At 62.6% G+C, this 22,031-nt stretch carries 16 protein-coding genes; 13 read left to right on the forward strand and 3 right to left on the reverse strand.

Annotated features, from left to right (window positions below):
• Window positions 1-3 precede the first annotated feature (3 nt).
• The 9 genes from RWJ89_RS04120 (at window position 4) to RWJ89_RS04160 (ending at window position 11,547) form a co-directional block, all read left to right on the forward strand.
• Window positions 4-1,278 carry a YeaH/YhbH family protein gene (locus tag RWJ89_RS04120; protein ID WP_020050803.1) on the forward strand — a complete coding sequence of 425 codons (1,275 nt, stop codon included), beginning with the start codon at window positions 4-6 and terminating at the stop codon, window positions 1,276-1,278.
• Entirely contained in the window at window positions 1,275-2,825 is a 1,551-nt protein-coding gene (locus RWJ89_RS04125; protein WP_168284096.1) for a SpoVR family protein, read from the forward strand. Before RWJ89_RS04120 ends, RWJ89_RS04125 begins: the two co-directional genes overlap by 4 nt.
• An 88-nt stretch (window positions 2,826-2,913) precedes the next feature.
• Window positions 2,914-3,177 (forward strand): antitoxin, encoded by a 264-nt coding sequence (locus RWJ89_RS04130; protein WP_027664288.1) that lies wholly within the window; start codon window positions 2,914-2,916, stop codon window positions 3,175-3,177.
• On the forward strand, window positions 3,174-3,587 hold the full coding sequence (locus tag RWJ89_RS04135) for a type II toxin-antitoxin system VapC family toxin (protein ID WP_131666713.1): 414 nt from the start codon (window positions 3,174-3,176) through the stop codon (window positions 3,585-3,587). Before RWJ89_RS04130 ends, RWJ89_RS04135 begins: the two co-directional genes overlap by 4 nt.
• A 173-nt stretch (window positions 3,588-3,760) precedes the next feature.
• Window positions 3,761-4,690: an adenylate/guanylate cyclase domain-containing protein gene (locus RWJ89_RS04140; RefSeq protein WP_131666714.1), complete on the forward strand. Its 930-nt coding sequence runs from the start codon at window positions 3,761-3,763 to the stop codon at window positions 4,688-4,690.
• Between the two features lie 268 nt (window positions 4,691-4,958).
• Window positions 4,959-6,167, forward strand: coding sequence for an efflux RND transporter periplasmic adaptor subunit (locus RWJ89_RS04145; RefSeq protein ID WP_077978767.1), 1,209 nt, complete (start codon window positions 4,959-4,961; stop codon window positions 6,165-6,167).
• On the forward strand, window positions 6,164-9,319 hold the full coding sequence (locus RWJ89_RS04150; protein ID WP_168284097.1) for an efflux RND transporter permease subunit: 3,156 nt from the start codon (window positions 6,164-6,166) through the stop codon (window positions 9,317-9,319). The genes RWJ89_RS04145 and RWJ89_RS04150 overlap by 4 nt, the downstream gene beginning before the upstream one ends.
• A 273-nt stretch (window positions 9,320-9,592) precedes the next feature.
• The gene (locus tag RWJ89_RS04155; protein ID WP_026158766.1) at window positions 9,593-10,591 is read left to right on the forward strand and encodes a flagellin N-terminal helical domain-containing protein; all 999 of its coding nucleotides are present in this window, start codon (window positions 9,593-9,595) and stop codon (window positions 10,589-10,591) included.
• A gap of 290 nt (window positions 10,592-10,881) precedes the next feature.
• Window positions 10,882-11,547: an OmpA family lipoprotein gene (locus RWJ89_RS04160; protein ID WP_003541337.1), complete on the forward strand. Its 666-nt coding sequence runs from the start codon at window positions 10,882-10,884 to the stop codon at window positions 11,545-11,547.
• A 51-nt stretch (window positions 11,548-11,598) separates the two neighbouring features.
• Here RWJ89_RS04160 and RWJ89_RS04165 read toward each other — a convergent pair whose 3' ends face one another.
• A complete protein-coding gene (locus RWJ89_RS04165) occupies window positions 11,599-12,006 on the reverse strand; it encodes a DUF2000 family protein (RefSeq protein WP_131666716.1) in 408 nt (135 codons plus the stop codon).
• 45 nt (window positions 12,007-12,051) lie between these two features.
• Here RWJ89_RS04165 and RWJ89_RS04170 point away from each other — a divergent pair, with 45 nt between their 5' ends.
• Window positions 12,052-12,963: an AraC family transcriptional regulator gene (locus RWJ89_RS04170; protein ID WP_131666717.1), complete on the forward strand. Its 912-nt coding sequence runs from the start codon at window positions 12,052-12,054 to the stop codon at window positions 12,961-12,963.
• Here the strand turns inward: RWJ89_RS04170 and RWJ89_RS04175 are convergent.
• Both RWJ89_RS04175 and RWJ89_RS04180 read right to left on the reverse strand, forming a co-directional pair.
• Window positions 12,923-14,017 carry an AbrB family transcriptional regulator gene (locus tag RWJ89_RS04175; protein WP_131666718.1) on the reverse strand — a complete coding sequence of 365 codons (1,095 nt, stop codon included), beginning with the start codon at window positions 14,015-14,017 and terminating at the stop codon, window positions 12,923-12,925. The genes RWJ89_RS04170 and RWJ89_RS04175 overlap by 41 nt on opposite strands.
• Window positions 14,018-14,343: 326 nt before the next feature.
• On the reverse strand, window positions 14,344-15,246 hold the full coding sequence (locus RWJ89_RS04180; protein WP_222010317.1) for a LysR family transcriptional regulator: 903 nt from the start codon (window positions 15,244-15,246) through the stop codon (window positions 14,344-14,346).
• A gap of 92 nt (window positions 15,247-15,338) precedes the next feature.
• Between RWJ89_RS04180 and RWJ89_RS04185 the strand changes: the two genes are divergently transcribed.
• The 3 genes from RWJ89_RS04185 (at window position 15,339) to RWJ89_RS04195 (ending at window position 21,971) form a co-directional block, all read left to right on the forward strand.
• Window positions 15,339-16,373, forward strand: a complete 1,035-nt coding sequence (locus RWJ89_RS04185) for an aldo/keto reductase (RefSeq protein ID WP_222010318.1) — start codon at window positions 15,339-15,341, stop codon at window positions 16,371-16,373.
• Window positions 16,374-16,639: 266 nt separating this feature from the next.
• Window positions 16,640-18,052 (forward strand): FAD-binding oxidoreductase, encoded by a 1,413-nt coding sequence (locus RWJ89_RS04190; protein WP_316030608.1) that lies wholly within the window; start codon window positions 16,640-16,642, stop codon window positions 18,050-18,052.
• A gap of 202 nt (window positions 18,053-18,254) precedes the next feature.
• The gene (locus RWJ89_RS04195) at window positions 18,255-21,971 is read left to right on the forward strand and encodes an AsmA family protein (protein WP_316030609.1); all 3,717 of its coding nucleotides are present in this window, start codon (window positions 18,255-18,257) and stop codon (window positions 21,969-21,971) included.
• The last annotated feature ends 60 nt before the right edge of the window (window positions 21,972-22,031 follow it).

Raw genomic sequence — 22,031 nt, forward strand, 5'->3', positions numbered from 1 at the left:
AATATGCACATTGTCGACCGTCGGCTAAATCCGCGCGGTAAAAGTCTGGAAAATCGGCAACGGTTTCTTCGGCGCATGAAAGGCGCCGTGCAGCAGGCGGTAAAGCGTTCTCTGCAAAACCGGAACATTCGCGATGTACTCGACGGCGGGGAAATCAGCCTGCCGATCGATGGAATGGCCGAGCCGAACTTGAGAAGGGGCGACGGCGGCATCCGCGACCACATCCTGCCTGGAAACAGGGCCTTCGTCGAAGGCGACATTCTTCCGCGCCCGCCGGGGAGCAGGGGCGGAAAACCCAAGGATGCGGGTGAGGGCGACGGCGAGGACGGCTTCCGCTTCGTGCTGACGCGCGAGGAATTCCTGGATGTGTTCCTGGACGATCTGGAACTGCCCGACCTTGCCAAGCGGCGCCTGGCCGAAACCGAGGAGGAAACTCCGTTCCGTGCCGGTTATTCCGTGTCGGGATCGCCGTCCAACATCGCCGTCGGTCGCACGACCAGGCTCGCGATGATGCGCCGTGTCGCGCTTCACCGTCCGCGCCGCGAAGAAATCGAAGCCCTGCAGCGGCAGATCGAGGAATGCGAGGACGACGAGAGCCGGCTGGCGCTTGAGGCAAAACTCAAATCTCTGACGGAAAAAAGCCGGCGCATTCCCTATATCGATCCGCTCGACGTGCGGTATCGCCGCTTCGAAAACGAGCCGAAGCCTGTGGCGAAGGCCGTGATGTTCTGCTTGATGGACGTTTCCGGCTCCATGTCGGAACACATGAAGGACCTGGCGAAGCGGTTCTACCTGCTGCTCTACCTTTTCCTGTCGAAGCGCTACAAGAAAGTGGAGATCGTCTTCATCCGCCATACCGACAAGGCCGAGGAAGTCGACGAGGAAACCTTCTTCTATGGCCCGGCAACCGGCGGTACGCTGGTCTCAAGTGCGCTAGCGGCAATGCGGGCGATCATCGCGGCACGTTTCGATCCGGCGGAATGGAATATCTATGGCGCCCAGGCCTCGGACGGAGACAACGCCCATTCGGACGGGAACCTGAGCGGACAGCTGCTGCGCGAGATTTTGCCACAGTGCCAATATTTCGCCTATATCGAGGTCGGCGAAGAAGGCGGTGACTCCTCGGTATCCCGCTCGCCGCTTTGGATGCTCTATGACGGGATCCGTTCCGAGCTGCAGCCGCTTTCGATGCGCAAGGTCTGCCGGCGAAACGAAATATTCCCTGTTTTCCACGATCTCTTCCAGAAACGTGACGCACAGTCGAAGGTGACGCCATGACCATGACGATGAGGCCACGAGAGCGGCTATTATTCGAGGGGGCCGACTGGGATTTCGCAACGCTCCAGCGCATCCACGACGCCTGCGAGGAGATCGCGCTCGGCGAACTCGGCCTCGACGTCTATCCGAACCAGATCGAAGTCATCACCTCGGAGCAGATGCTGGATGCCTATTCCTCGACCGGCATGCCGCTCTTCTATCGGCATTGGTCCTTCGGCAAGCATTTCGCGCATCACGAAACCTTCTACCGCCGCGGGATGCGCGACCTTGCCTATGAGATCGTCATCAATAGCTCTCCCTGCATCTCCTATCTGATGGAGGAGAACACGGCGACGATGCAGACCCTTGTCACCGCGCATGCGGCCTTCGGCCACAACCATTTCTTCAAGAACAACTATCTCTTCAAGCTCTGGACCGATGCGGAAGGCATCCTCGACTACCTCGATTTCGCCAAGGGTTATATCACCCGCTGCGAGGAACGTTACGGCGAGGCGGCCGTCGAGCGCACGCTCGACGCAGCCCATGCGCTGATGTCGCACGGGGTGCATCGATACGCGGGCAAGACAACGATTGACCTTCGCCAGGAGGAGAAGCGGCAGCAGGAGCGCCGCACCCACGAGGAGCAGATGTTCAACGACCTGTGGCGCACGGTTCCCGTCGGCAAGGCGCGGAAGGCGGGCGACAGCGGCCTGGAAAAGCGCCGCGCCGCCCTCGGGCTCCCTCAGGACAACATCCTATACTTTCTGGAAAAGTCGGCGCCGCGGCTGCAGCCGTGGCAGCGCGAGATCCTTCGCATCGTCCGCCACGTCGCGCAATATTTTCATCCCCAGCGGCAGACCAAGGTGATGAACGAGGGAACCGCCACCTTCGTCCACTACCAGATCATGAACCGGCTTCACGAGCGGGGGCAGATCAGCGACGGAAACTTCCTCGAATTCCTGAAGTCGCACGCCAACGTCGTGTTCCAGCCGAGCTATGACGACCGGCGATTCTCCGGCTTCAATCCCTATGCGCTTGGCTTTGCGATGATGCAGGACATAGAGAGGATCGTCACGACGCCGACGGAAGAGGACCGCGCATGGTTTCCCGATATCGCCGGACGAGGCGATGCGATGGCGGTCCTGCGCGACATCTGGGCCAATTACCGGGACGAGAGCTTCATCAGCCAGTTCCTTAGCCCGAACCTGATCCGGCAATTGCGGCTGTTCCATCTCTACGACGATCCGGAGCAGACCGAGGGGGTACTGGTTTCGGCGATCCACAACGAGCGCGGATATTTGCGCATCCGCCGCCAGCTCTCCCGCGAATACGATATCGGCTGGACCGATCCGGCGATCGATATCGTCGACGTCGACCTCGCCGGCGACCGCCGCCTGCTTCTGCAGCACATCGTCATGAATGGCTGCTATCTCCAGGAAGCCGACATGAAACTCGTCCTGCAGCATCTTGCCGATCTCTGGGGCTACGACGTCCTGCTTCAGGAAATCGATGATTCCAACATCGTGGCGAGAGAACACACGGCGAGCCCGCGCAAGATCGTTCAGTGATCCAGCGGTTTTGTTGAGGCGCCGGACTTCTTGCTCGCTGCCGGCTATCGGTATATACCATGGTAGCTATCGAGATATGGAGGCTATCATGGCAACGAGAACAGCCAAGATTTTTACGACCGGCCGCAGCCAGGCGGTCAGGCTCCCTGCGGAGTTCCGCTTCGAGGAGAGCGAGGTGTTCGTCCGTCGTGATCCGAAGACCGGCGATGTCATTTTGTCACGCAAGCCGGATTCATGGGATGGTCTCTTTGAACTCTATGGCAAGGATCAGGTTCCGGACGATTTCCTGGGGCCAGACGACCGCCGGCAGCCTTCTCATGATCGTGATCCATTCGAAGGCTGGAAGGAGTGACAGCCTGGATGCTCGATACCAATATGGTAAGCCATGTGATCAAGGGCGATCGGCCGGAGATCATCGAAAGGTTGGCCGCGCTTCCGATGGAGGACATCGTCATCTCATCGATCACCGAAGGGGAGCTGTTCTACGGTCTTGCCAAGCGAGGCTATCCGAAAGCGCTGTCAGAACGCATCCGCCAATTCCTGCTCCGGGTCGACATTCTGCCTTGGGATCACGATGTCACGCGAACTTATGGAGACCTGCGCGCTGCCTGTGAAGCCAAAGGGGTGACCCTGGCGCCCCTCGATATGATGATTGCCGCCCATGCCGTTGCAACTGCCGCAACTCTCGTCACGCGCGACAAGGCTTTTGCCCGCGTCTCGGAGCCTTTAAAGGTCGATGACTGGGCGAATGAAGGAAGCTGAATCGCCCACGCTGCCTCTCATGCCCGGAAAACGCGGGTCGGCAATTATCGGTGGTAACGAACACAAAGGCTTAGTAACTTACCGCCGCTGCAATAGCCCATGATCTCCAATCGACCAGTTTCAGCCTTTGCAGCGAGCTTTCCCGGGGGCAGAGAGCGCGGAGACGAAAGACCATGAGTGAAACGCGGCGCAAGCTGACGACGATCTTCTGTGCTGACGTGCAGGACTATACGCGGCTGATGGGGGCTGACGAGGAGGGGACGCTTGCAAGCCTGAAGCGCTGCCGGGAGGCGATGGGGCGCCTGATCGAAAGCCATGGCGGCCGCGTCGTCAATACCTGGGGCGACGGGCTGATCGCCGATTTCCCGAGCGTGGTCGAGGCGGTGCGGGCGGCCGTCGACACCCAGAACGAACTCGCCGGCTTCAATGCCGACCGCCCGGCCGACGGTCGCATGCTCTTCCGCATCGGCATCAATCTCGGCGACGTGATCGTCGAGGGCGACGACATCTATGGCGACGGCGTCAATATTGCGGCGCGGCTGCAGACGTCGGCTGCGGCAGGCGGCATCGTGATATCGAGCACCGTCTATGACCAGGTCCGCAACAAGGTGGCGGTCGGTTTCGAGTTTCTCGGATCGCTTATGGTGAAGAATGTCGACGAAGGCGTGCCAAGTTACGCGGTGAAGATCGGCGATGCCAGGGACGAGATGCCATCTGCCGAACGATCCGGCCCCGCGCGGCCGCAGCCGCAGCCGGCGCCGGTTATGGCGGCAACAAAGGCCGAGACAACCCCAGCACCGGGCGGACAACAGAGGCTATATGGCGTGCTCGGCGTCATCGCCGCCGCCCTGATCGGTATCAATCTCCTGTCGTGGCAGGGCGTCTTCTGGGCGCGTTTTCCGGTGCTCGCGCTTGCCGTCGTCGCGGCGCTCGCCTGGAACCGCGACCAGACCCGGTTCAATCGCAAGATCACCTTGCTGGCGATCCTGGCGCTCGGCCTTGCCGGCATCAACCTCTTCACCTGGACGGGGCAGTTCTGGGCGGTGTGGCCGATACTGGGCATTGCGGCCGTGATGGGCGTGCGGTGGTCGATGCGCCGATAGGCATCCAACCCGCATCCTCAGGGATTTTGTACGGTATCTTGCCCGACAATCGGCGGGATCAAAGACACGGGCGAGTGTTCATTCAAGCAAAAGTGAGCGGCTGGGTTATTTCCATTCTTTGTTGATATTACAAATCGGTAATGCCGGCTGCTTATGCTTGCCGGTAAGCTGTAAACGCGCGATATTGTCGCATCAGACGGGAATCTCGATCCCGCAGCGCCTCTTTCGACCGACCCTGGTCCAACCTCGAGTCCCTCCGGAGACGTGAATGGCCTTCTGGAAGCAGTTTGTACTTTCGCTCATCGTCATTATTGCCGGCTTTGCCGCGTGGGTTTTCTTCGTGCCCGGCGCCGGCGATACGATGCGCGATGCAGGTATTCCAGACAGCATCGTTTCCAAGATCGCGCCGAAGGCCGAGGAGACGGCCGATGCCGACGCTCCGGCCCGGGCGCAAGGGCAGCAGCGTGGTGAGGGGCAGGGACAGGGGAACCGCCGCAATGGCGGCGGGCGCAACAACACCATTCTCGTCGCGACGCAGGCGGTCGTCCAGGGTATCGTCAACGACCGGCTGAACGCCATCGGCACCGGTGATGCGATCCGTTCGGTCGCGGTCACGCCGCAGGCATCGGGCACGATCCGCGAAATTCTCATCAAGTCGGGCGACAGGGTGAAGGCCGGTCAGGTGCTCGCCAAGCTCGACAGCGAGGAGCAGGTGATCGCCCGCGGCCAGGCTGATGTGGCGGTCAAGGCCGCCGTCGAGAAGTCCAATCTCTATCACAACATCAAGTCCAGCGTGTCGCGCATGGACGTGTTCGATTCGGAGATCGCCGAGCAGGGCGCGCGGCTGCAGCTGCAGGCCGCCGAGCTCAATCTCGCCCGGCGCAACATCACCGCGCCGATCGACGGCATCGTCGGCATCGTGCCGGTCAATATCGGCGACAACGTCACGACGAGCATCCCGATCGTCACGCTCGATGACCGTTCGGAAATCCTCGTCGACTACTGGGTGCCGGAGCGCTTCGCCAATACGGTGTCGGTCGGCCAGCCGGTCGAGGCGATGTCTGTGGCAAGGCCGGGGCAGGTGTTTTCAGGCGTGGTCGAAGCCGTCGACAACCGCATCGATGCGGCAAGCCGCACGCTTCGTCTGCGCGCCCGGATCGACAATAGTTCCGATGAGCTGCGTGCCGGCATGTCCTTCAGTGTCAGCATGAAATTTCCTGGCGACAAATATCCGGCTGTCGATCCCGTCTCCGTGCAGTGGGATTCGCAGGGCTCCTTCGTCTGGCAGGTCAATGACGACAAGTCGCACAAGGTGCGGGTCAGCATCGTGCAGCGCAATCCGGATTTCGTGCTGGTCAAAGCCGATCTCAAGGATGGCGACGTGATCGTCACACAGGGACTGCAGCGCGTGCGTGAGGGTGGGGCGGTGCGTGTGAGCGCCGATGTCGCCGCGACTGCGGAGGTCGCCACGCAATGAACGTGACCGAGATTCATCAGGACAGGGCGTCGGGCAAGCAGAGCTTCACTGCACTTTTCGTTCGCCGGCCGATCCTGGCGCTGGTGTTCAACACGTTGATGGTCGTTGCCGGCCTTGCCGCCTATGTCGGCGTCGAGGTGCGCGAACTGCCCGACGTCGACCGTCCCGTCGTCACCGTGCGCACCACCTTCGATGGCGCATCGCCGCAGACGATCGACCAGGAACTGACCAAGGTGATCGAGGGGGCGGTCGCGCGCGTCAGCGGCCTGAAATCGATTTCATCGACCTCGTCCTTCGGTCAGAGCCGGGTGACGCTGGAATTCTCGGATGCGATCGATCTCTCGGTCGCCGCCAACGACGTGCGCGACGCGATTGGCCGCATCACCCAGAACCTGCCCGACGAAGCGGATGCGCCGCAGATCGTCAAGGCGGATTCGGATTCCTCGGCGATCATGCGCCTTGCCGTCACCTCCACCAATCTCAACATGGACGATCTGACCCAGCTTGTCGAAAACGAGGTGATCGATCGCCTCGCCTCTGTCGACGGGGTTGCCGACGTCGAGGAATATGGCGACCAGGAGAAGGTCTTCCGCGTCGATGTCGACCAGGGGGCGCTTGCCAGCCGCGGGCTGACCATCGGCGACCTGACGAAGGCACTCGATAATGCGGCACTCGACGTGCCGGCCGGCTCGCTGAAGAGCAATACGCAGGATATCGTGGTGCGCGCCACCGCCAACCTGCAGACCCCGGCGGATTTTTCCAACGTCATCCTGCAGGACCGCGTCAGGCTCGGCGATGTCGCGACGGTGATGCTTGGACCACGCGACGGCGAAACGGCGCTGCGCTCCAACGGCAAGCCGGGGATCGGCCTCGGCATCATCCGCCAGGCGCAGTCGAATACGCTGAACATATCGACCGGCATCAAGGCGGCCGTCGACCAATTGTCGAAGACGCTGCCCGAGGGCACGACGATCGCCATCACCAGCGACGACGCCGTCTTCATCCAGGGTGCGATCCACGAGGTGGTGCTGGCGCTGGTGCTCGCCGCCGTCATCGTCACCGCCGTCATCTACCTCTTCCTGCGCGACTGGCGGGCGACGCTGATCCCGGCGGTCAGCATGCCGGTGGCGCTGATCGGCACGCTGGCGGCGATCTACATGGTCGGCTTCTCGATCAACATCCTGACGCTGCTCGCGATCGTGCTGGCGACCGGCCTCGTCGTCGACGATGCGATCGTGGTGCTTGAAAATATCGTACGCCGGCGCTCCGAAGGCATGGGGCCGCGCGCTGCCGCCGTGCTCGGAACGCGCGAGGTGTTCTTCGCCGTCATCGCCACGACGGCGACGCTGGCCGCGGTGTTCATTCCGCTCTCATTCCTGCCGGGACAGGTCGGTGGCCTCTTCCGCGAATTCGGCTTCGTGCTCGCCTTCTCGGTCGGTCTGTCGTCGATCGTGGCGCTGACGCTATGTCCGATGCTCGCCTCGCGCATGCTGACCAAACCGATGCTCGAGGATCACGGCGCGCTCGGCCGCTTCGGTGCAACGCTTGCCGATCTCTACAAATGGGCGCTGCACGGCTGTCTCAACGCGCCTTTCGTCGTCATCCTGTTCTCGGTGATCTTCGCCGGTGCGGCACTCGTCGCTTTCTCGATGGTGAAGAGCGAGCTGACGCCCGAAGAGGACCGGTCGCTGGTGATGATGCGGCTGACGACGCCGCAGGGATCGAGCCTCGAATATACCCGCGACAAGATGCAACTCGTCGAAGAATATCTGCAGCCGCTGGTCGACAGCGGCGACATCCGCAATGTCTTCTCGATCTCCGGGCAAGGCGGTTCGCTGAACAGCGGCTTCATGGTGCTGACGCTCGCCCCCTGGGGAGAGCGTGACAGGACGCAGACGGAGATCGTCGGAGATATCAACCAGGCAGCCTCCAGGGTGCCGGCCCTGCGCGGCAATGCTATATCATCGAACAGCCTTCGCATCCGCGGTGCCGGCAGTGGTCTGCAGATGGCGCTGATCGGCAATGATCACGAGGCGCTGACGGCGGCGGCCGCCAAGCTGGTGCAGTCGCTCGAGGCCACCGGCCAGTATGATACGCCGCGCCTGACCAACGAGCCCAGCCAGGCGCAGGTATCGGTGGCGATCGATCGCGAGCGCGCCTCGGATCTCGGCATCGACATAACCGGGCTTTCCACGGCAATCCAATCGCTGCTCGAAGGGCGCTCGGTGGTCGACGTCTTCGTCGACGGCGAATCCTATCCCGTGCTTTTGACCTCGACGACGCGGCCGATCGACGATCCGACCGATCTTGAGAACGTGTTTCTGAAGACCGGCGACGGCAAGATCGTACCGATGTCGGTCATCGCCACGATGAAGGAAGGTTCGGTCGCGCCGCAGCTCAACCGCGAGCAGCAGCTCGCCTCCGTCGCGATCACTGCCGGCCTCAGGAACGGCATGTCGCTCGGCGATGCCGTCAGCCAAGTGACGGCGCTCGCCGAGCCGCTGCTGCCGCCAGGCTCCCGCCTGCTGCCACTGGCCGAGGCGGCGACGCTCGAAGAGAATTCGAGCGGCATGGCGCTGACCTTCGGCTTCGCCATCGTCATCATCTTCCTGGTGCTGGCCGCGCAGTTCGAAAGCGTGCTGTCCTCGCTGATCATCATGTCGACGGTGCCGCTTGGTCTTGCCTGCGCCGTCTTCGCACTTGTTATCACCGGCTCCAGCCTCAACATCTACAGCCAGATCGGCCTGGTGCTGCTCGTCGGCGTCATGGCGAAGAACGGTATCCTGATCGTCGAATTCGCCAATCAGCTACGTGACCGGGGCGAGGATGTGCGGTCCTCGATCGAGAAGGCCTGCGCGCTGCGCCTTCGTCCCGTGATGATGACGATGATCGCCACCATCCTCGGCGGCGTGCCGCTGGTCTTTGCCCATGGCGCTGGCGCCGAAGCACGCGTTGCGCTCGGCTGGGTGATCGTCGGCGGCCTCGGTTTCGCGACGCTTGTGACGCTGTTCATCACGCCGGTCGCCTATCTGCTGCTTGCCCGCTTCGCCAAGCCGCACGCCCACGAGGAAGCGCGCCTGCACGAAGAGATGTCGGTCGCCACACGGCCACGCGCCGCACCCGATGACGAGCAGCTGCAGGCCGCCGAATAAGGTTTTATCCGACTGCGAAACGCCGCCGGCCAACCTCGTCCGGCGGCGTTTCTCATGGTGTATGAAACCTTGAAAAATTAGCTAAATTACTTCTGAAGTTTAGTCGTTTGTTAAGCATAAACGGCAATGATTGTGACCAGTAACCGACTGGTCTTCTTCGTTTCTTGAAGGCTGCGATGCGCTGGAGTTTCAGCGACCCCGGACATGAATGTCCGTGCGGCACGGTTCATTTTTAGTTCAGTTTGCGTCTGTTGTGTTTTGGAGTTTAGTCCCGTGAGTATTTATCAGCGCGTCTCCGTGGATGCGGCGCTTTATGTGCTGCGCGATATCAATCGGAATATGACGGTCACGCAAAACCACATCACGACGGGTATGCGTGTCGAAAAGGCCAGCGACAACGCCGTCTACTGGTCGATCGCCACCACCGCGCGGACCGACAATAAAGCGGTTTCGGCGATCCAGGATGCGCTTGGCATGGCCGCGGCGACGATGGGAACGGCCTATACCGGCGTTCAGAGCGTCATCGACGTCGTCTCCGAAATCAAGGCAAAGCTGGTTGCCGCAACCGAAGACGGCATCGACAAAAACAAGGTCAACGAAGAGATCAAACAGCTGCAGGAGCAACTGCGCAGCGTTTCGGAATCGGCGACCTTCAACAGCGACAACTGGGTGGTCCTCACCAACGATGCGACGCCGACGCAGCCGCGCCAGATCCCGGCCTCGTTCATCCGCAACGCCGACGGCACGATCTCGATCGGCATGCTGAGCTACCATATCGACAATACGCCGGTGGGAGCGACGACCTCCAAGGACGCGCGCTACCTGATCGACGACCGTGCCACCGGTTCCGGCGAATATGGGGTGCTGACATCGGCCTATTTCGCCACCGAACTCGGTGCTGCGCAAAATTACGTGCTGATGACGAGCAAGAATGGCACCACCACCGGGCAGGTGGTGATCTCGGTGACATCAAGCACGACACAGGGCCAGATCGGCCAGATGATCAGCGTCGTCGACGCCGCGCTGACGCAGCTGACGACGGTCGGTTCGGCCTTCGGCGCGCTGGAAAAGCGCATCAACCTGCAGAACGACTTCGCCACGAAACTGCACGACAACATCACCGCCGGCATCGGCCGGCTTGTCGATGCCGACATGGAGGAGGAGTCGAGCAGACTGCGGGCGTTGCAAACGCAGCAGCAGCTCGGCCTACAGTCGCTGAACATCGCCAACGCCACTTACGACACAATGCGGCAGCTCTTCCAGAACTTCTAAAGGTACGATCCTCCGGCCAGCCGCCCTCGTGGTTTGACACGGCCCTTCGTTCGTCACTGCAATCGATTCACTGGATCGATTGCTCCGCTCCTCACCCGCACCATGAGGGCTGATCGCTGTGCCTGCCGCCGCGCAGGGGCGGCCATCCGCTAAAACTGGTGATATCAGCGCATTCCCGCAACATGGCTGTGTTTCGGCGCCCGAATTTGCCCTATCAGGAGAACATCTTCATTTTCTTGCCGCAATCCTTGCCATTTGCTCGCATCAGTCGAACGGAGACCGTCCTGTCCATGATCAAAAAATTCATACTTCTCGCTATTGCCGCAAGCTATCTCAGCGCCTGCACGACGACCGATCCCTATACCGGTGAACAGAAGGTTTCCAATACGGCCGGCGGCGCGGCGCTTGGCGCGCTCGGCGGTGCTCTCGTCGGCGTGGCTGTCGGCGGCGGCGGCCACGGCAAGCGCAATGCGGCGTTGATCGGCGCAGGCGTCGGCGCTCTCGCCGGCGGTGCGATCGGCAATTACATGGACCAGCAGGAATCCGAGCTTCGCGCCCAGCTCGAAGGCACCGGCATTTCGGTGACCCGCAACGGCGACAACATCATCCTCAACATGCCGTCGAACATCACCTTCGACGTCGATCAGGACGCTGTGAAGCCGGGCTTCTATCCGACGCTGAATTCGGTAGCGATCGTGTTGCGCAAGTTCAACCGCACGCTGATCGACGTCAACGGCCATACGGATTCGACCGGCAGCCTGCAGCACAATCAGGACCTGTCGCAGCGCCGCGCACTTTCGGTTGCCGATTATCTCGGCGGCCAGGGCATCGACCAGCGCCGCGTCTCCGCCGTCGGTTTCGGCCCGTCGCAGCCCGTCGCCTCCAATGCGAGCGAGGCCGGCCGCGCGCAGAACCGCCGCGTCGAGATCCAGATCGCGCCGATCACGCAGGGCTGATTCTGGCTCATACCGTTTGCGGAAAGGCCGGGTCACGCCCGGCCTTTTTCGTCAGTGCTGCATCGTTGCGCCCTTGGTGATCTTGTCGACGATCTTCTTTTCGGCGCGCAGAGCGATACCGACCACCTTGGCGTCTTCGGGCGAAAATTCTGCGAAGACGGCGCGGTTGGCCGCGTCGTGGCCGGTCGCAAACATCTCCTCGATAAACAGCGAGCTGGTGATATCGCGCTCCAGCGCGCGGCGGTGAACGGCTGATATCGTCGCCTCGTCGGCGGAGAGCACGATGATCGGCTGGATCGATAGGGGATTGTAGAGATTGCCGGCGCGGTCCCTGTAGGCTTCGCCGATGATCTCGGGATGCCGGCCGGCGATGCCTGTCATCAGGAAGGCCGTGACGTTCAGCTTCTGCCAGCCGGCAAGATTGTTTCGCAGGACGACGGCAATTTTGGTATCAAACATCGGACGATCTTTCACCTGTCTACGGGTTATGGAGTATCGGGCGCGTTGAACCAGGACTTACATCCGCAGGTCTTCGAAGGTCTTGAACGTTTGTGCGCGGGACCATCCGGCAACGCCATCCTGGCTGCGCCGGCCTTTCCCGGCATCGAGCGCATCGAGGCGCAGTTCTCAGGCAATGCTTTCGAGCCGCACCGGCACGACACCTATGCACTCGGCGTGACTCTGAAGGGGGTTCAGACCTTCCGCTATCGCGGCGAGCGGCGTTTCAGCCTGCCGGGGCAGGTGATCGTGCTGCACCCCGATGAGGAGCATGACGGCGGGGCGGGGACGGAGGATGGGCTGCAATACCGCATGCTCTATCTGGAACCGTCGCTGCTTCTTGAATGCCTGAAGGCGGATGGCGTCGGCCTGCCTTTCGTCGATGAACCCGTTATCGGCGATCCGGCGCTGGCGGGCGTGCTGCTGGCGGCTCTCGGCGAACTCGACCGCGAACTGGACGCGCTTTTCGTCGACGATTTCGTATCGCAGGTGGCGGGCGGGCTGACGCGGCATGCGCGCCGGCCGCCGCGGCCGCTGGGCCTCGTCGCCTGGCGGCAGGCGCGGGCGGCACGGGATTATCTCGAGGCGCATGCGACCCGGGCAGTGAATTCCGGCGAGCTTGAGGCGGTGACGGGGCTCGATCGTTTCGCGCTGTCGCGGCATTTCCGGGCGGCCTTCGCCACCAGCCCGCATCGCTACCTCCTGATGCGTCGGCTGCAGCGGGCGCGGGCGATGATCGGTGCGGGTGAGGGGATTTCCGATGTGGCGGCGGCGACCGGCTTTGCCGACCAGAGCCATCTCAACCGCCATTTCAAGAAGGCCTATGGCATGACGCCCGGCCAATGGGGAGCGCTGGCGCATAACCCCAGGCAGGGCATCAGGCGGGATTTTCCGCAAGGCCGGAACGGCGCGCGATGAAACGGGCGAGCATCGGTCCGATCATCAGGATCACCAGGAAACGGCCGGTCTGCATCGCCATCACGAAAGGCACGTCGACATCGCTGGAGGCGGCGATGATGGCGACGGAATCGGCCCCGCCGGGGCTGGTGGCGAGATAGGCGGTCAGCGGATCGATGCCGGCGAAGACGTGAAGCGCCACCGCCATGCAGCCGCAGAGCGCCATCAGCAGCACGATGCAGGCCGATACCCTCGGCAGGGCGCGCGCCACGTGGCTGAGGATCGAGCGGGTGAAACGCAGGCCGATGCTCCAGCCGACCAGTGCATAGGCGATGGCGAGCAGCCACATCGGTAATTCAATTTTCAGGAGGCCCACGCCCTGCAGCAAGGCGCCGAGAAAGAGCGGCACGATGATCGTGCCCCCCTGGAGGCGCAGGCGCCGGACGCCATAGGCACAAAAGGCAGCAAAAGCCATCGTCGCTGCAAAGGCCGGCCAGTCGATCTCGGGAAAGAGGACGAGCGGCGGCGGCTCGGCGCCGTCGGCTGCCACCCACAGGCGCGAGACCACAGAGGCGCCGACGGCGACGAAGACAACGCGCAGATACTGCATGAAGGCGACGAGACGGGCATCGGCGCCATAGGCTTCCGACATGATGACCATGGCGGAGGCGCCGCCCGGCGAAGAACCCCAGACCGCGGTCGTGCCCGGCAGCACCTGCCAGCGCGTCAAAAGCCAGCCGAGGCCGGTGGCGATGGCGATGACCGAGAAGATGAACAGCAGAAAGAGCGGTGCGTCCTTCGCCATGGTGCCGAGAATGTCAGGGGTGATGGTGCGCGCCATCATCAGGCCGACCAGGACCTGGCCGAACTGCAGCGGCCAGAAGGGCACGCGAAGCTTTCCCTTGCCGACGGTCAATGCCAGTGCCATCGCCGCGACCATCGGTCCGATCAGCAGCGAGGCCGGCAGCGCGAAGAGTTCGAGGAAGACGACGAGAGCGGCCGAAAGTGCCAGCAGCAGCGCCCATTTCGGCAGACCGGCATCCCGCAGCAGGCGGCTCGTGTCGCTGAATGACATGATCTCCGTATCTTTCCTAGAACACGATGATTTTAGGCCGGGGCGGCCAAAATCTGAATCCTGCTCTAATTAAATAGTTAGAGCATGACCGGCGCGAGCCCTTAAGGGCTGAAGATGGGAAGAGGCTCCGGCATGACGAAGAGAGGCCGGCTGCAAGGACCGACTGACGCGGGTTCGGTATAGGCGGACGCGAGGCGGGCGGTCAATTGCGAAATCTGGCTTCTCGGCGCCCTGGAATGCGAAACTGATTCATGCGACCGCTTCAAGTCGTTGTTTTTATGCATGTCATCATTCCAAAAGCGCTGAGCGGTTTCGGGCTGGGTGCCTCAGAAACGGACATGGCTGACGAGAAAATCGAGCAGTGCGCGTACGCGCGCCGGCAGCGGGCCGCCCTGGCCCATATAGACGGCATAGAACTCCTCGAGATCGCCGGGATTGGCCTCTTCGAGCACCGGCACCAGGCGGCCGGCATCGATATCGGTGCGCAGGGTGAAGGCGGCGAGCCGGGCAAGTCCGGCGCCTGATAATGCGAGGTGACGCATGGCTTCGCCGTCTCCCACCTGCAGGCCCGGGGTGATCGGGATCGTTACCGTTTCGCCACCTTCGCGCAGCGGCCAGCCCTCGGTGGCGCGGGCGTAGGAAAAGCCGATACGGCAATGGCGGCGGAGATCGGCGATCGTGCGTGGTTTGCCATGACGCGAGAGATAATCCGGCGATGCGACGATGATCTTGCCGGTGGCGCCAAGCTTGCGGGCGATCAGGCTGGAATTCTTCAGGGGGCCGGCGCGGATTGCGACATCGGCGCGTTCTTCCATCAAGTCGACTATCCTGTCGGTATGGGAAATATCCAGCGTCACGGCCGGATGAAGCGCCATAAAGGCCGGCACGAGCGGCGCCAGCACATGGTTGCCGAAAGAGCCGCTGGTGTTGATGCGGATCCGGCCTGAGGCCTGTTCACCTGTCGAGGCCTGGCGTTCAGCCTCGGCGATATCGGCAAGGATGGCGACGCAGCGCTCGTAGAAGGCACAGCCTTCCGGCGTCAGCTGCAGCCTGCGGGTGGAGCGGTTGACGAGACGAGCGCCGAGGCGTGTCTCCAGCCGGGCGAGGAGCTTGCTGACAGCCGATGGCGTCATGCGCCGGGCCGTGGCGGCGGCGGAAAAGCCACCGCGCTCGACGACGCTGACGAAGACTTCCATTTCACCGGAGCGGTTGATGTCCTGGCGGCTCATAATGAATTCAAGTCACAGATGATTTGCTGATAGGCACTCTATATCATCGAACGTCCGAGGTCTATCTCATAGGAAATAGAGGAGACAGATCCATGGACTATAGAAATCTCGGCGCCTCCGGCCTCAGAGTGCCGGTCTTGAGCTTCGGCGCGGGCACATTCGGCGGCAGCGGGCCGCTGTTCGGCGCCTGGGGCAATACCGATGCCGAGGAAGCGCGGCGGCTCATCGACATCTGCCTGGAAGCCGGCGTCAATCTCTTCGACACGGCCGACGTCTATTCGGCCGGCGCGTCCGAGGAGGTGCTCGGCCAGGCCATCCGCGGCCGGCGCGACGCTGTGCTGATCTCAACGAAGACGGCGCTGCCGATGGGCGAGGGGCCGCAGGACTGGGGAACGTCGCGGGCGCGGTTGATCCGCGCGACCGAGGATGCGCTGCGCCGGCTCGGGACCGACTATATCGATCTGCTGCAGCTTCATGCTTTCGATGCCTCGACGCCGGTCGAGGAGGTGCTGTCGACGCTCGACGGGCTCGTTGCAGCAGGCAAGATCCGCTATGTCGGCGTTTCCAATTTTGCCGGCTGGGAACTGATGAAGTCGCTCGCCGCCGCCGAGCGCCACGGTTATCCGCGTTATGTCGCCCATCAGGTCTATTATTCGCTGGCAGGGCGCGATTACGAATGGGAGCTGATGCCGCTCGGCGCCGACCAGGGTGTGGGAGCTCTCGTCTGGAGCCCGCTTGCCTGGGGACGGCTGACCGGCAAGATCCGCCGCGGCCAGCCGCTGCCCAAGGCAAGCCGGCTGCACGAGACGGCGCAATACGGCCCGCCCGTCGACGACGAGAAGCTGTTCGACATCGTCGAGGTCCTGGACGCCATCGCAGGTGAGACCGGTCGGACGGTGCCGCAGATCGCCATCAACTGGCTGCTTAACCGGCCGACGGTATCGAGCGTCATCATCGGCGCCCGCAACGAGGAGCAGCTCAGGCAGAACCTCGGCGCGGTCGACTGGAGCCTGTCGAGGGAGCAGATCGAAAGGCTCGACGCGGTCAGCACCGTGACGGCGCCCTATCCCTATTTTCCCTATCGGCGGCAGGAGGGTTTTGCACGGCTCAATCCGCCGATTGTCTGAGGTGCGAGGGCGGCGGACTTGGCTATAGCAACCGCCCTATAACAAAAGGGGAATGAAATCTTCTGCCAATCTTAACTGGACAGCCGCTTTGACTTGCCGCATACCCAGCCTACTGCATAATTCCTTAAATCGGAATCGATTTAAGGATGAAATTATGCAGCAATTCTAGAGTCCTACAGCGTCCTTTGCGCGGCTGAAAAGACGCGCGGCGCTGTAGCCTGCAGAACACGATATGGTTTCTGCGGAATGGCAGGGAGATCAAAGGGATGGCGCTGAAGGATGCGAAGGCGGGCACACGCAACGAGGCGGGGATTGCCGCTGTGCTCGGCATTCTCAAGCAGAGCTTTGGCGAGCGTTTCCAGACCCGCCAGTCCTTCCGCGAACAGCATGCCCATACGACCACCTATATTCCGCCGCAACTGCCCGACGGGGTGCTTTTCGCCGAGAGTGCCGAGGATGTGAAGGCGGCGGTCAATGCCTGCGCGACCCACAAGGTGCCGGTAATCGGTTTCGGCGTCGGCACCTCGCTGGAGGGGCAGGTCAATGCCGCCAATGGCGGTATTTCGATCGATTTCAGCCGCATGAACCGGGTGATCGAGGTCAATCCCGAAGATCTCGACTGCACCGTCGAACCGGGTGTGACACGCGAGGCGCTGAACATCTACCTGCGCGATACCGGCCTGTTCTTCCCGATCGATCCCGGCGCCAACGCCTCGATCGGCGGCATGGCCTCGACGCGGGCCTCCGGCACCAATGCCGTGCGCTATGGAACGATGAAGGACAATGTGCTTGCCGTCACCGCCGTCACTGCCAATGGCGAGGAGATCCGCACGGCCCGGCGCGCCCGCAAGTCCTCGGCGGGCTACGATCTGACGCGGCTCTTCGTCGGCGCCGAGGGCACGCTTGGCATCCTGACCTCGGTGACGCTGCGCCTGCAGGCGATCCCCCAGAAGATTGCCGGGGGGGCCTGTGCCTTTCCGAGCATCAAGGCCGCCTGCGATGCCGTCATCATGACGATCCAGATGGGCATTCCGGTGGCGCGTATCGAGTTGCTCGATACGGTACAGATGCGGGCCTGCAACGCCTATTCCAAGCTTTCCTATGCCGAAAGCCCGACGCTGTTCCTCGAATTCCACGGCACCGACGAGACGGTGCCGCTGCAATCGGCAGCCTTTGCCGAGATCGCGGCGGAATGCGGCGGCGGCGAATTCCTATGGGCCGCCAATGCCGAGGAGCGGACGAAGCTCTGGAAGGCGCGCCATGACGCCTATTGGGCTGCAAGGGCGCTGGCGCCCGGGCTTGCCGCACTTTCGACCGATGTTTGTGTTCCGATATCGAGGCTTGCCGATTGTGTTTCCGAAACGCAGGCGGATATCGAGGAGCATGGGCTGCTGGGGCCGATCGTCGGCCATGCCGGCGACGGGAACTTCCATGTGCTGCTGTTGTTTGATGACAAGAGCACCGAAGGCGTCGCCGTGGCCGAGGCTTTCGTGCAACGGCTCAACCGGCGGGCGCTCGAGATGGACGGAACATGCACCGGTGAACACGGGGTCGGACAGGGCAAGATGGCGTTTCTGGAACAGGAGCTCGGCGGCGCGGTGGATCTGATGCGACAGGTGAAACAGGCGCTCGATCCGGACGATATCTTCAATCCCGGCAAGATTTTCCACCATGGCTGAAAACGGAACATTCTCATGAAGTTGGGTCTTGCCCCCGGCATGAATGGCGCTAGAACAGGATGATGTTAGGCCGGCTCGCCTTGAAATCTGAATCCTGTTCTCAATTAAAGAGTTAGAGCATGATGTCGTCCGAAAACCGCTCACACTTTTCGGCATCATGCTCTAGTGTCGGCAACAGAATCCCGAATGGAGACGCTTTGCATTGGTAGGCCGGTTCCTCGTCTTTCTGGGGGGAGTGATCGTCGTAGTGCTGTTTGTGGCGCTGCTTGCGCCGCTGTTCATCGACTGGACGGATTTCCGCAAGAATTTCGAGGATCAGGCAAGCCGCATCATCGGTAAGAAGGTCACCGTCTACGGCACGGTGGATGCGCGCCTGCTGCCGTTCCCGTCGGTGACGCTGCATGACGTGCGCGTCGGCCAGGAAGCGGACGGCACGCCGATCGTCAAGGTCGAGCAGTTCTCCATGGATGCGGAGCTTGCACCTTTCCTGTCGGGCGAAGCGCTGATCTTCGACATGCGCGTCGTCAATCCGAAGGTACGCTTGAGATTGCTCAAGGACGGCACGCTCGACTGGATGCGCGGCAGCCGCGCGGAAATACCGGCAAGAACCGTCGTTCTCGAAAACGTGCATGTCAGCGGCGGCGAGGTCGAATTCATCGACGATCAGTCGGGTCGCTCGCGTCGCATCACCGGCCTCAACGCGGAAATGTCGGCAAAGTCGCTGGCCGGTCCTTGGCGCATCGAGGGCGACGCTGCGCTCGATGGCGAGCACGGCGGCTTCTCGATCTCGAGCAGTCAGCCGGACGAGAAGGGCGTGCTGCGCATGCGCACGAGGCTCTCGCCGGACAAGCACCCTGTCAGCGTCGATCTCGATGGCGAGCTGAAGCTCGTCGACAGCAAGCCGAACTATCAGGGCCAGCTTTCGGCAGCGATCGAGATCCGCAACAGCGCCAAGCCCGCCAACAAGAAAGAGCAGCCGCCGCGCGTCAAGGGCCGCTTCGAGCTCACCAACGAACGCATCCGCATCCCCGAATACCGGATGGAGATCGGCCCGACGGACGATCCCTATGTCATAACCGGCGAGGCGACGCTCGATACCGGCAATGCGCCGGAATTCCTGCTGACCGCCGTCGGGCAGCAGATCGACGTCAACCGCATCGGCAATCAGGGCTCGGCTGGCAAGACGACGCGGGATCCCGCTGTTTCGGCGCGCCAGCGGCTGAATTCGCTGATTGACATCGTCGCGCAGGTGCCGATCCCGCAGGTGCCGGGCAAGGCGAGCGTCAAGCTGCCGGCGATCGTCGCCGGCGATACGACGCTGCGCGACGTGCAGCTGGAGCTCGAACCGGCCGGCATCGGCTGGATGATCGACAGCGCCACCGGCACGCTGCCGGGGCGCACGCAAGTGGAAGGCAAGGGCAAGCTCCTGCTTCAGGGCGAACCTTCGTTCAACGGCCAGATCGTGATGGCATCCAGCCAGCCGACCGGGCTTGCCTCCTGGCTTGCCGGCTCGGTCGATCCGGCCATCCGGCAATTGCGGCAGGCGGGCTTTTCCGCCAATGTCAGCCTGACGCACGAATTGCAGCGTTTTGAAAATCTCGAGATCGCCATCGGACCGGCGACGCTGAAGGGTCGGCTGGAGCGCCAGGCAATCTCCGGCCAGCCGCCGACGCTGTCGGTGGCGCTAAACGGCGATACGCTCGATCTCGACGCGCTGCAGGCGCTGAGCGGGCTGATGACCGGCCAGGATGCCGGCGACAACGCGCTTGACCACAAGATCGCCGCCCAGCTCAAGGCGGACAAGTTCACCGCCTTCGGCGTCAGTGCCGAGAATGTCGAGACCACGTTTACGATCGCCGATGGGGCGCTTGCCGTCGACCGGCTGTCGATCAAGAATATCGCCGGCGCCGAGCTGACGGCGACGGGCAGGGCGGAAGGTTCGCTGCTCGATTACAAGGGTGCGGGCGAAATCACCTTCAAATCGGCTGATCCCGGCGGCTTCTTCACCATGCTGCGCGAACACCTGCCGCATCACCCAGTGCTCGACCGGCTGGTGCGCAACGCCGGCTGGTACGGCAATACGGCATTGCGCGGCGCACTGACGCTCGGCGGCGACGAGGGCGACGCATTGACGGTGACGCTTGCCGGTGTGGCGAACGGCAGCCGCGTCAATCTCGATTACCGCATGTCCGACCTCCTGGCGCTGACCGGCAACGGCACGACGAGCCTCGAGGCGACGCTCGAAAACGCCGTGCCATCAGTCCTGTTCGGCCAGGCCGGGCTCGACCCGCTGCCGGTCGATGTCGGCGCCAATGGCCGACTAACGCTGAAGGTGAAGGCATCGGGCAACGATCCCGCCGACGCGGCGCTGACCTTTGCGACCGACCGGACCTCGTTCATGGCCAACGGCAAGGTCGACGTCCGGCCGGAGACCTTCATGAACGGCCAGATCGCGCTTTCGCTCGACAGCGCCGATATCGACCCTTATCTCATCATGAACGGCATAGCCTTGCCGCAGACCGGAACCGGGCTGCCGTTCGGCCTGCAGGTCAATACCGCCGTCGACAGCGACAAGATCGTCTTTTCGGATCTCAAGGGACATGCGGCCGACAACGAATTTTCGGGTGCGCTGACCTTCGACCGGAAGGCTGCGAAGACGACCGCGAGCGGCGGGCTGACACTCGCCAAGGCCGATGCCGGCTGGCTCGGCGAGGCGGTGTTCGGTCAGATCGTCGATCCCGCCAACGGTCAGCTGATGACGGCGCCGCTGGGGCTGCCCATCTTCAAGGATCTCGACGTCAACGTGAAGCTGGCGGCCAAGGAGTTCTGGCCCGGCCTGCCGGAAACGGCGGTGTCGGACTTCACCAGCGATGTTGCCTACAAGGGCGATGAGCTGCAGCTCAACGACATGGCCGGGAACTGGGACGGCGGAAAGCTCTCCGGCAATCTGCTCTTCACCAATGCCAGCGGCACAGGTTTCCTGCAGACGAAGCTTGCGCTTGCCGATTCCGATCTTTCCGGCGTCGTCTGGCTGCGCGACGGCGCGCCGATCGCCAACGGCAAATTCGGATTGTCGCTGTCGATGGAGGCCTCGGGCAAGACGATCGGCGAGATCGCCAGTTCGCTCAATGGTTCGGGCGAATTGAGGCTCGGCGATACCAGCATACGCGGGTTAAATCTTGCCATCTTGCCGCCGCTGCTTGCCGCGACCGATACGATGCAGGAGCAGATCAATGCCGGCAAGGTGCATCCGATCATCGAGACGCTGCTCAGCAACGGCGAGGCGAAGCTGCCGCCGCTCGGCATCCCCTTCAATATCGCCGACGGGACGCTGAGGGTGCAGAATGTCACCGTCGCCAACGATCTCGCCCGCATCACCGCCGATGCGCAGATCGCGCTGCCGGAAGAGCGCATCAGCGCGACGCTGGGTGTCGGATTCAATCCTGGCACGGAAGCGCTTTCCGGCGCCGAGCCGGCGCTCCGGCTGAATTTTTCCGGCATGCTGCCGTCGCCCGGCAAGACGATGGATGTGACCGATATCACCAGCTATCTGTCGCTGCGGGCCTTCGAGCGCGAGCGCCGGCGCGTCGAGCGGCTGCAGGCGATCGTGCTCGAAAAACAGCGGCTGCGCCGCGAAGTGGCGCTCTACCGGTTCAACGACGCCGAGCGCATCAAGGCGGCCGAGATCGAGCGGCAACGGCAGGCAGAGGAAGTGCGGCTGCGCGCGCTGGCGCGGAAAGCCGCCGCTGAGAAGGCTGCTGCCGAGGCGGAGGCCGCACGCGCGGCGGAAGCCAAAGCAAAGGCGGATGCGGATGCGCAGGCGAGGGCCGCGGCCGAGGCGGAAGCAGCACGGCGCAGCGGGCAGGCGCAGCCCGGTCCGCTCAATTTCGACCAGTTGCCGGGCGTTCAGGCGCAGTGAAAGCGCAGAGAATTTGATTCATGCAAGACGCTTCAGGCCTTTGTTTTCATTGATGTCATC

Origin of the sequence: Rhizobium sp. 10PS4 (assembly GCF_032464805.1) — a bacterium.
GTDB classification, from domain to species: Bacteria; Pseudomonadota; Alphaproteobacteria; order Rhizobiales; family Rhizobiaceae; genus Rhizobium; species Rhizobium laguerreae.

Excerpts from the sequence above, each read along its gene's own strand:
- RWJ89_RS04190 (WP_316030608.1), top strand. The coding sequence starts at position 16,640 with ATGGCGCTGAAGGATGCGAAGGCGGGCACACGCAACGAGGCGGGGATT.
- RWJ89_RS04145 (WP_077978767.1), top strand. The coding sequence starts at position 4,959 with ATGGCCTTCTGGAAGCAGTTTGTACTTTCGCTCATCGTCATTATTGCC.
- RWJ89_RS04130 (WP_027664288.1), top strand. The coding sequence starts at position 2,914 with ATGGCAACGAGAACAGCCAAGATTTTTACGACCGGCCGCAGCCAGGCG.
- RWJ89_RS04150 (WP_168284097.1), top strand. The coding sequence starts at position 6,164 with ATGAACGTGACCGAGATTCATCAGGACAGGGCGTCGGGCAAGCAGAGC.
- RWJ89_RS04185 (WP_222010318.1), top strand. The coding sequence starts at position 15,339 with ATGGACTATAGAAATCTCGGCGCCTCCGGCCTCAGAGTGCCGGTCTTG.
- RWJ89_RS04125 (WP_168284096.1), top strand. The coding sequence starts at position 1,275 with ATGACCATGACGATGAGGCCACGAGAGCGGCTATTATTCGAGGGGGCC.
- RWJ89_RS04140 (WP_131666714.1), top strand. The coding sequence starts at position 3,761 with ATGAGTGAAACGCGGCGCAAGCTGACGACGATCTTCTGTGCTGACGTG.
- RWJ89_RS04120 (WP_020050803.1), top strand. The coding sequence starts at position 4 with ATGCACATTGTCGACCGTCGGCTAAATCCGCGCGGTAAAAGTCTGGAA.
- RWJ89_RS04165 (WP_131666716.1), bottom strand. The coding sequence starts at position 12,006 with ATGTTTGATACCAAAATTGCCGTCGTCCTGCGAAACAATCTTGCCGGC.
- RWJ89_RS04160 (WP_003541337.1), top strand. The coding sequence starts at position 10,882 with ATGATCAAAAAATTCATACTTCTCGCTATTGCCGCAAGCTATCTCAGC.
- RWJ89_RS04180 (WP_222010317.1), bottom strand. The coding sequence starts at position 15,246 with ATGAGCCGCCAGGACATCAACCGCTCCGGTGAAATGGAAGTCTTCGTC.
- RWJ89_RS04175 (WP_131666718.1), bottom strand. The coding sequence starts at position 14,017 with ATGTCATTCAGCGACACGAGCCGCCTGCTGCGGGATGCCGGTCTGCCG.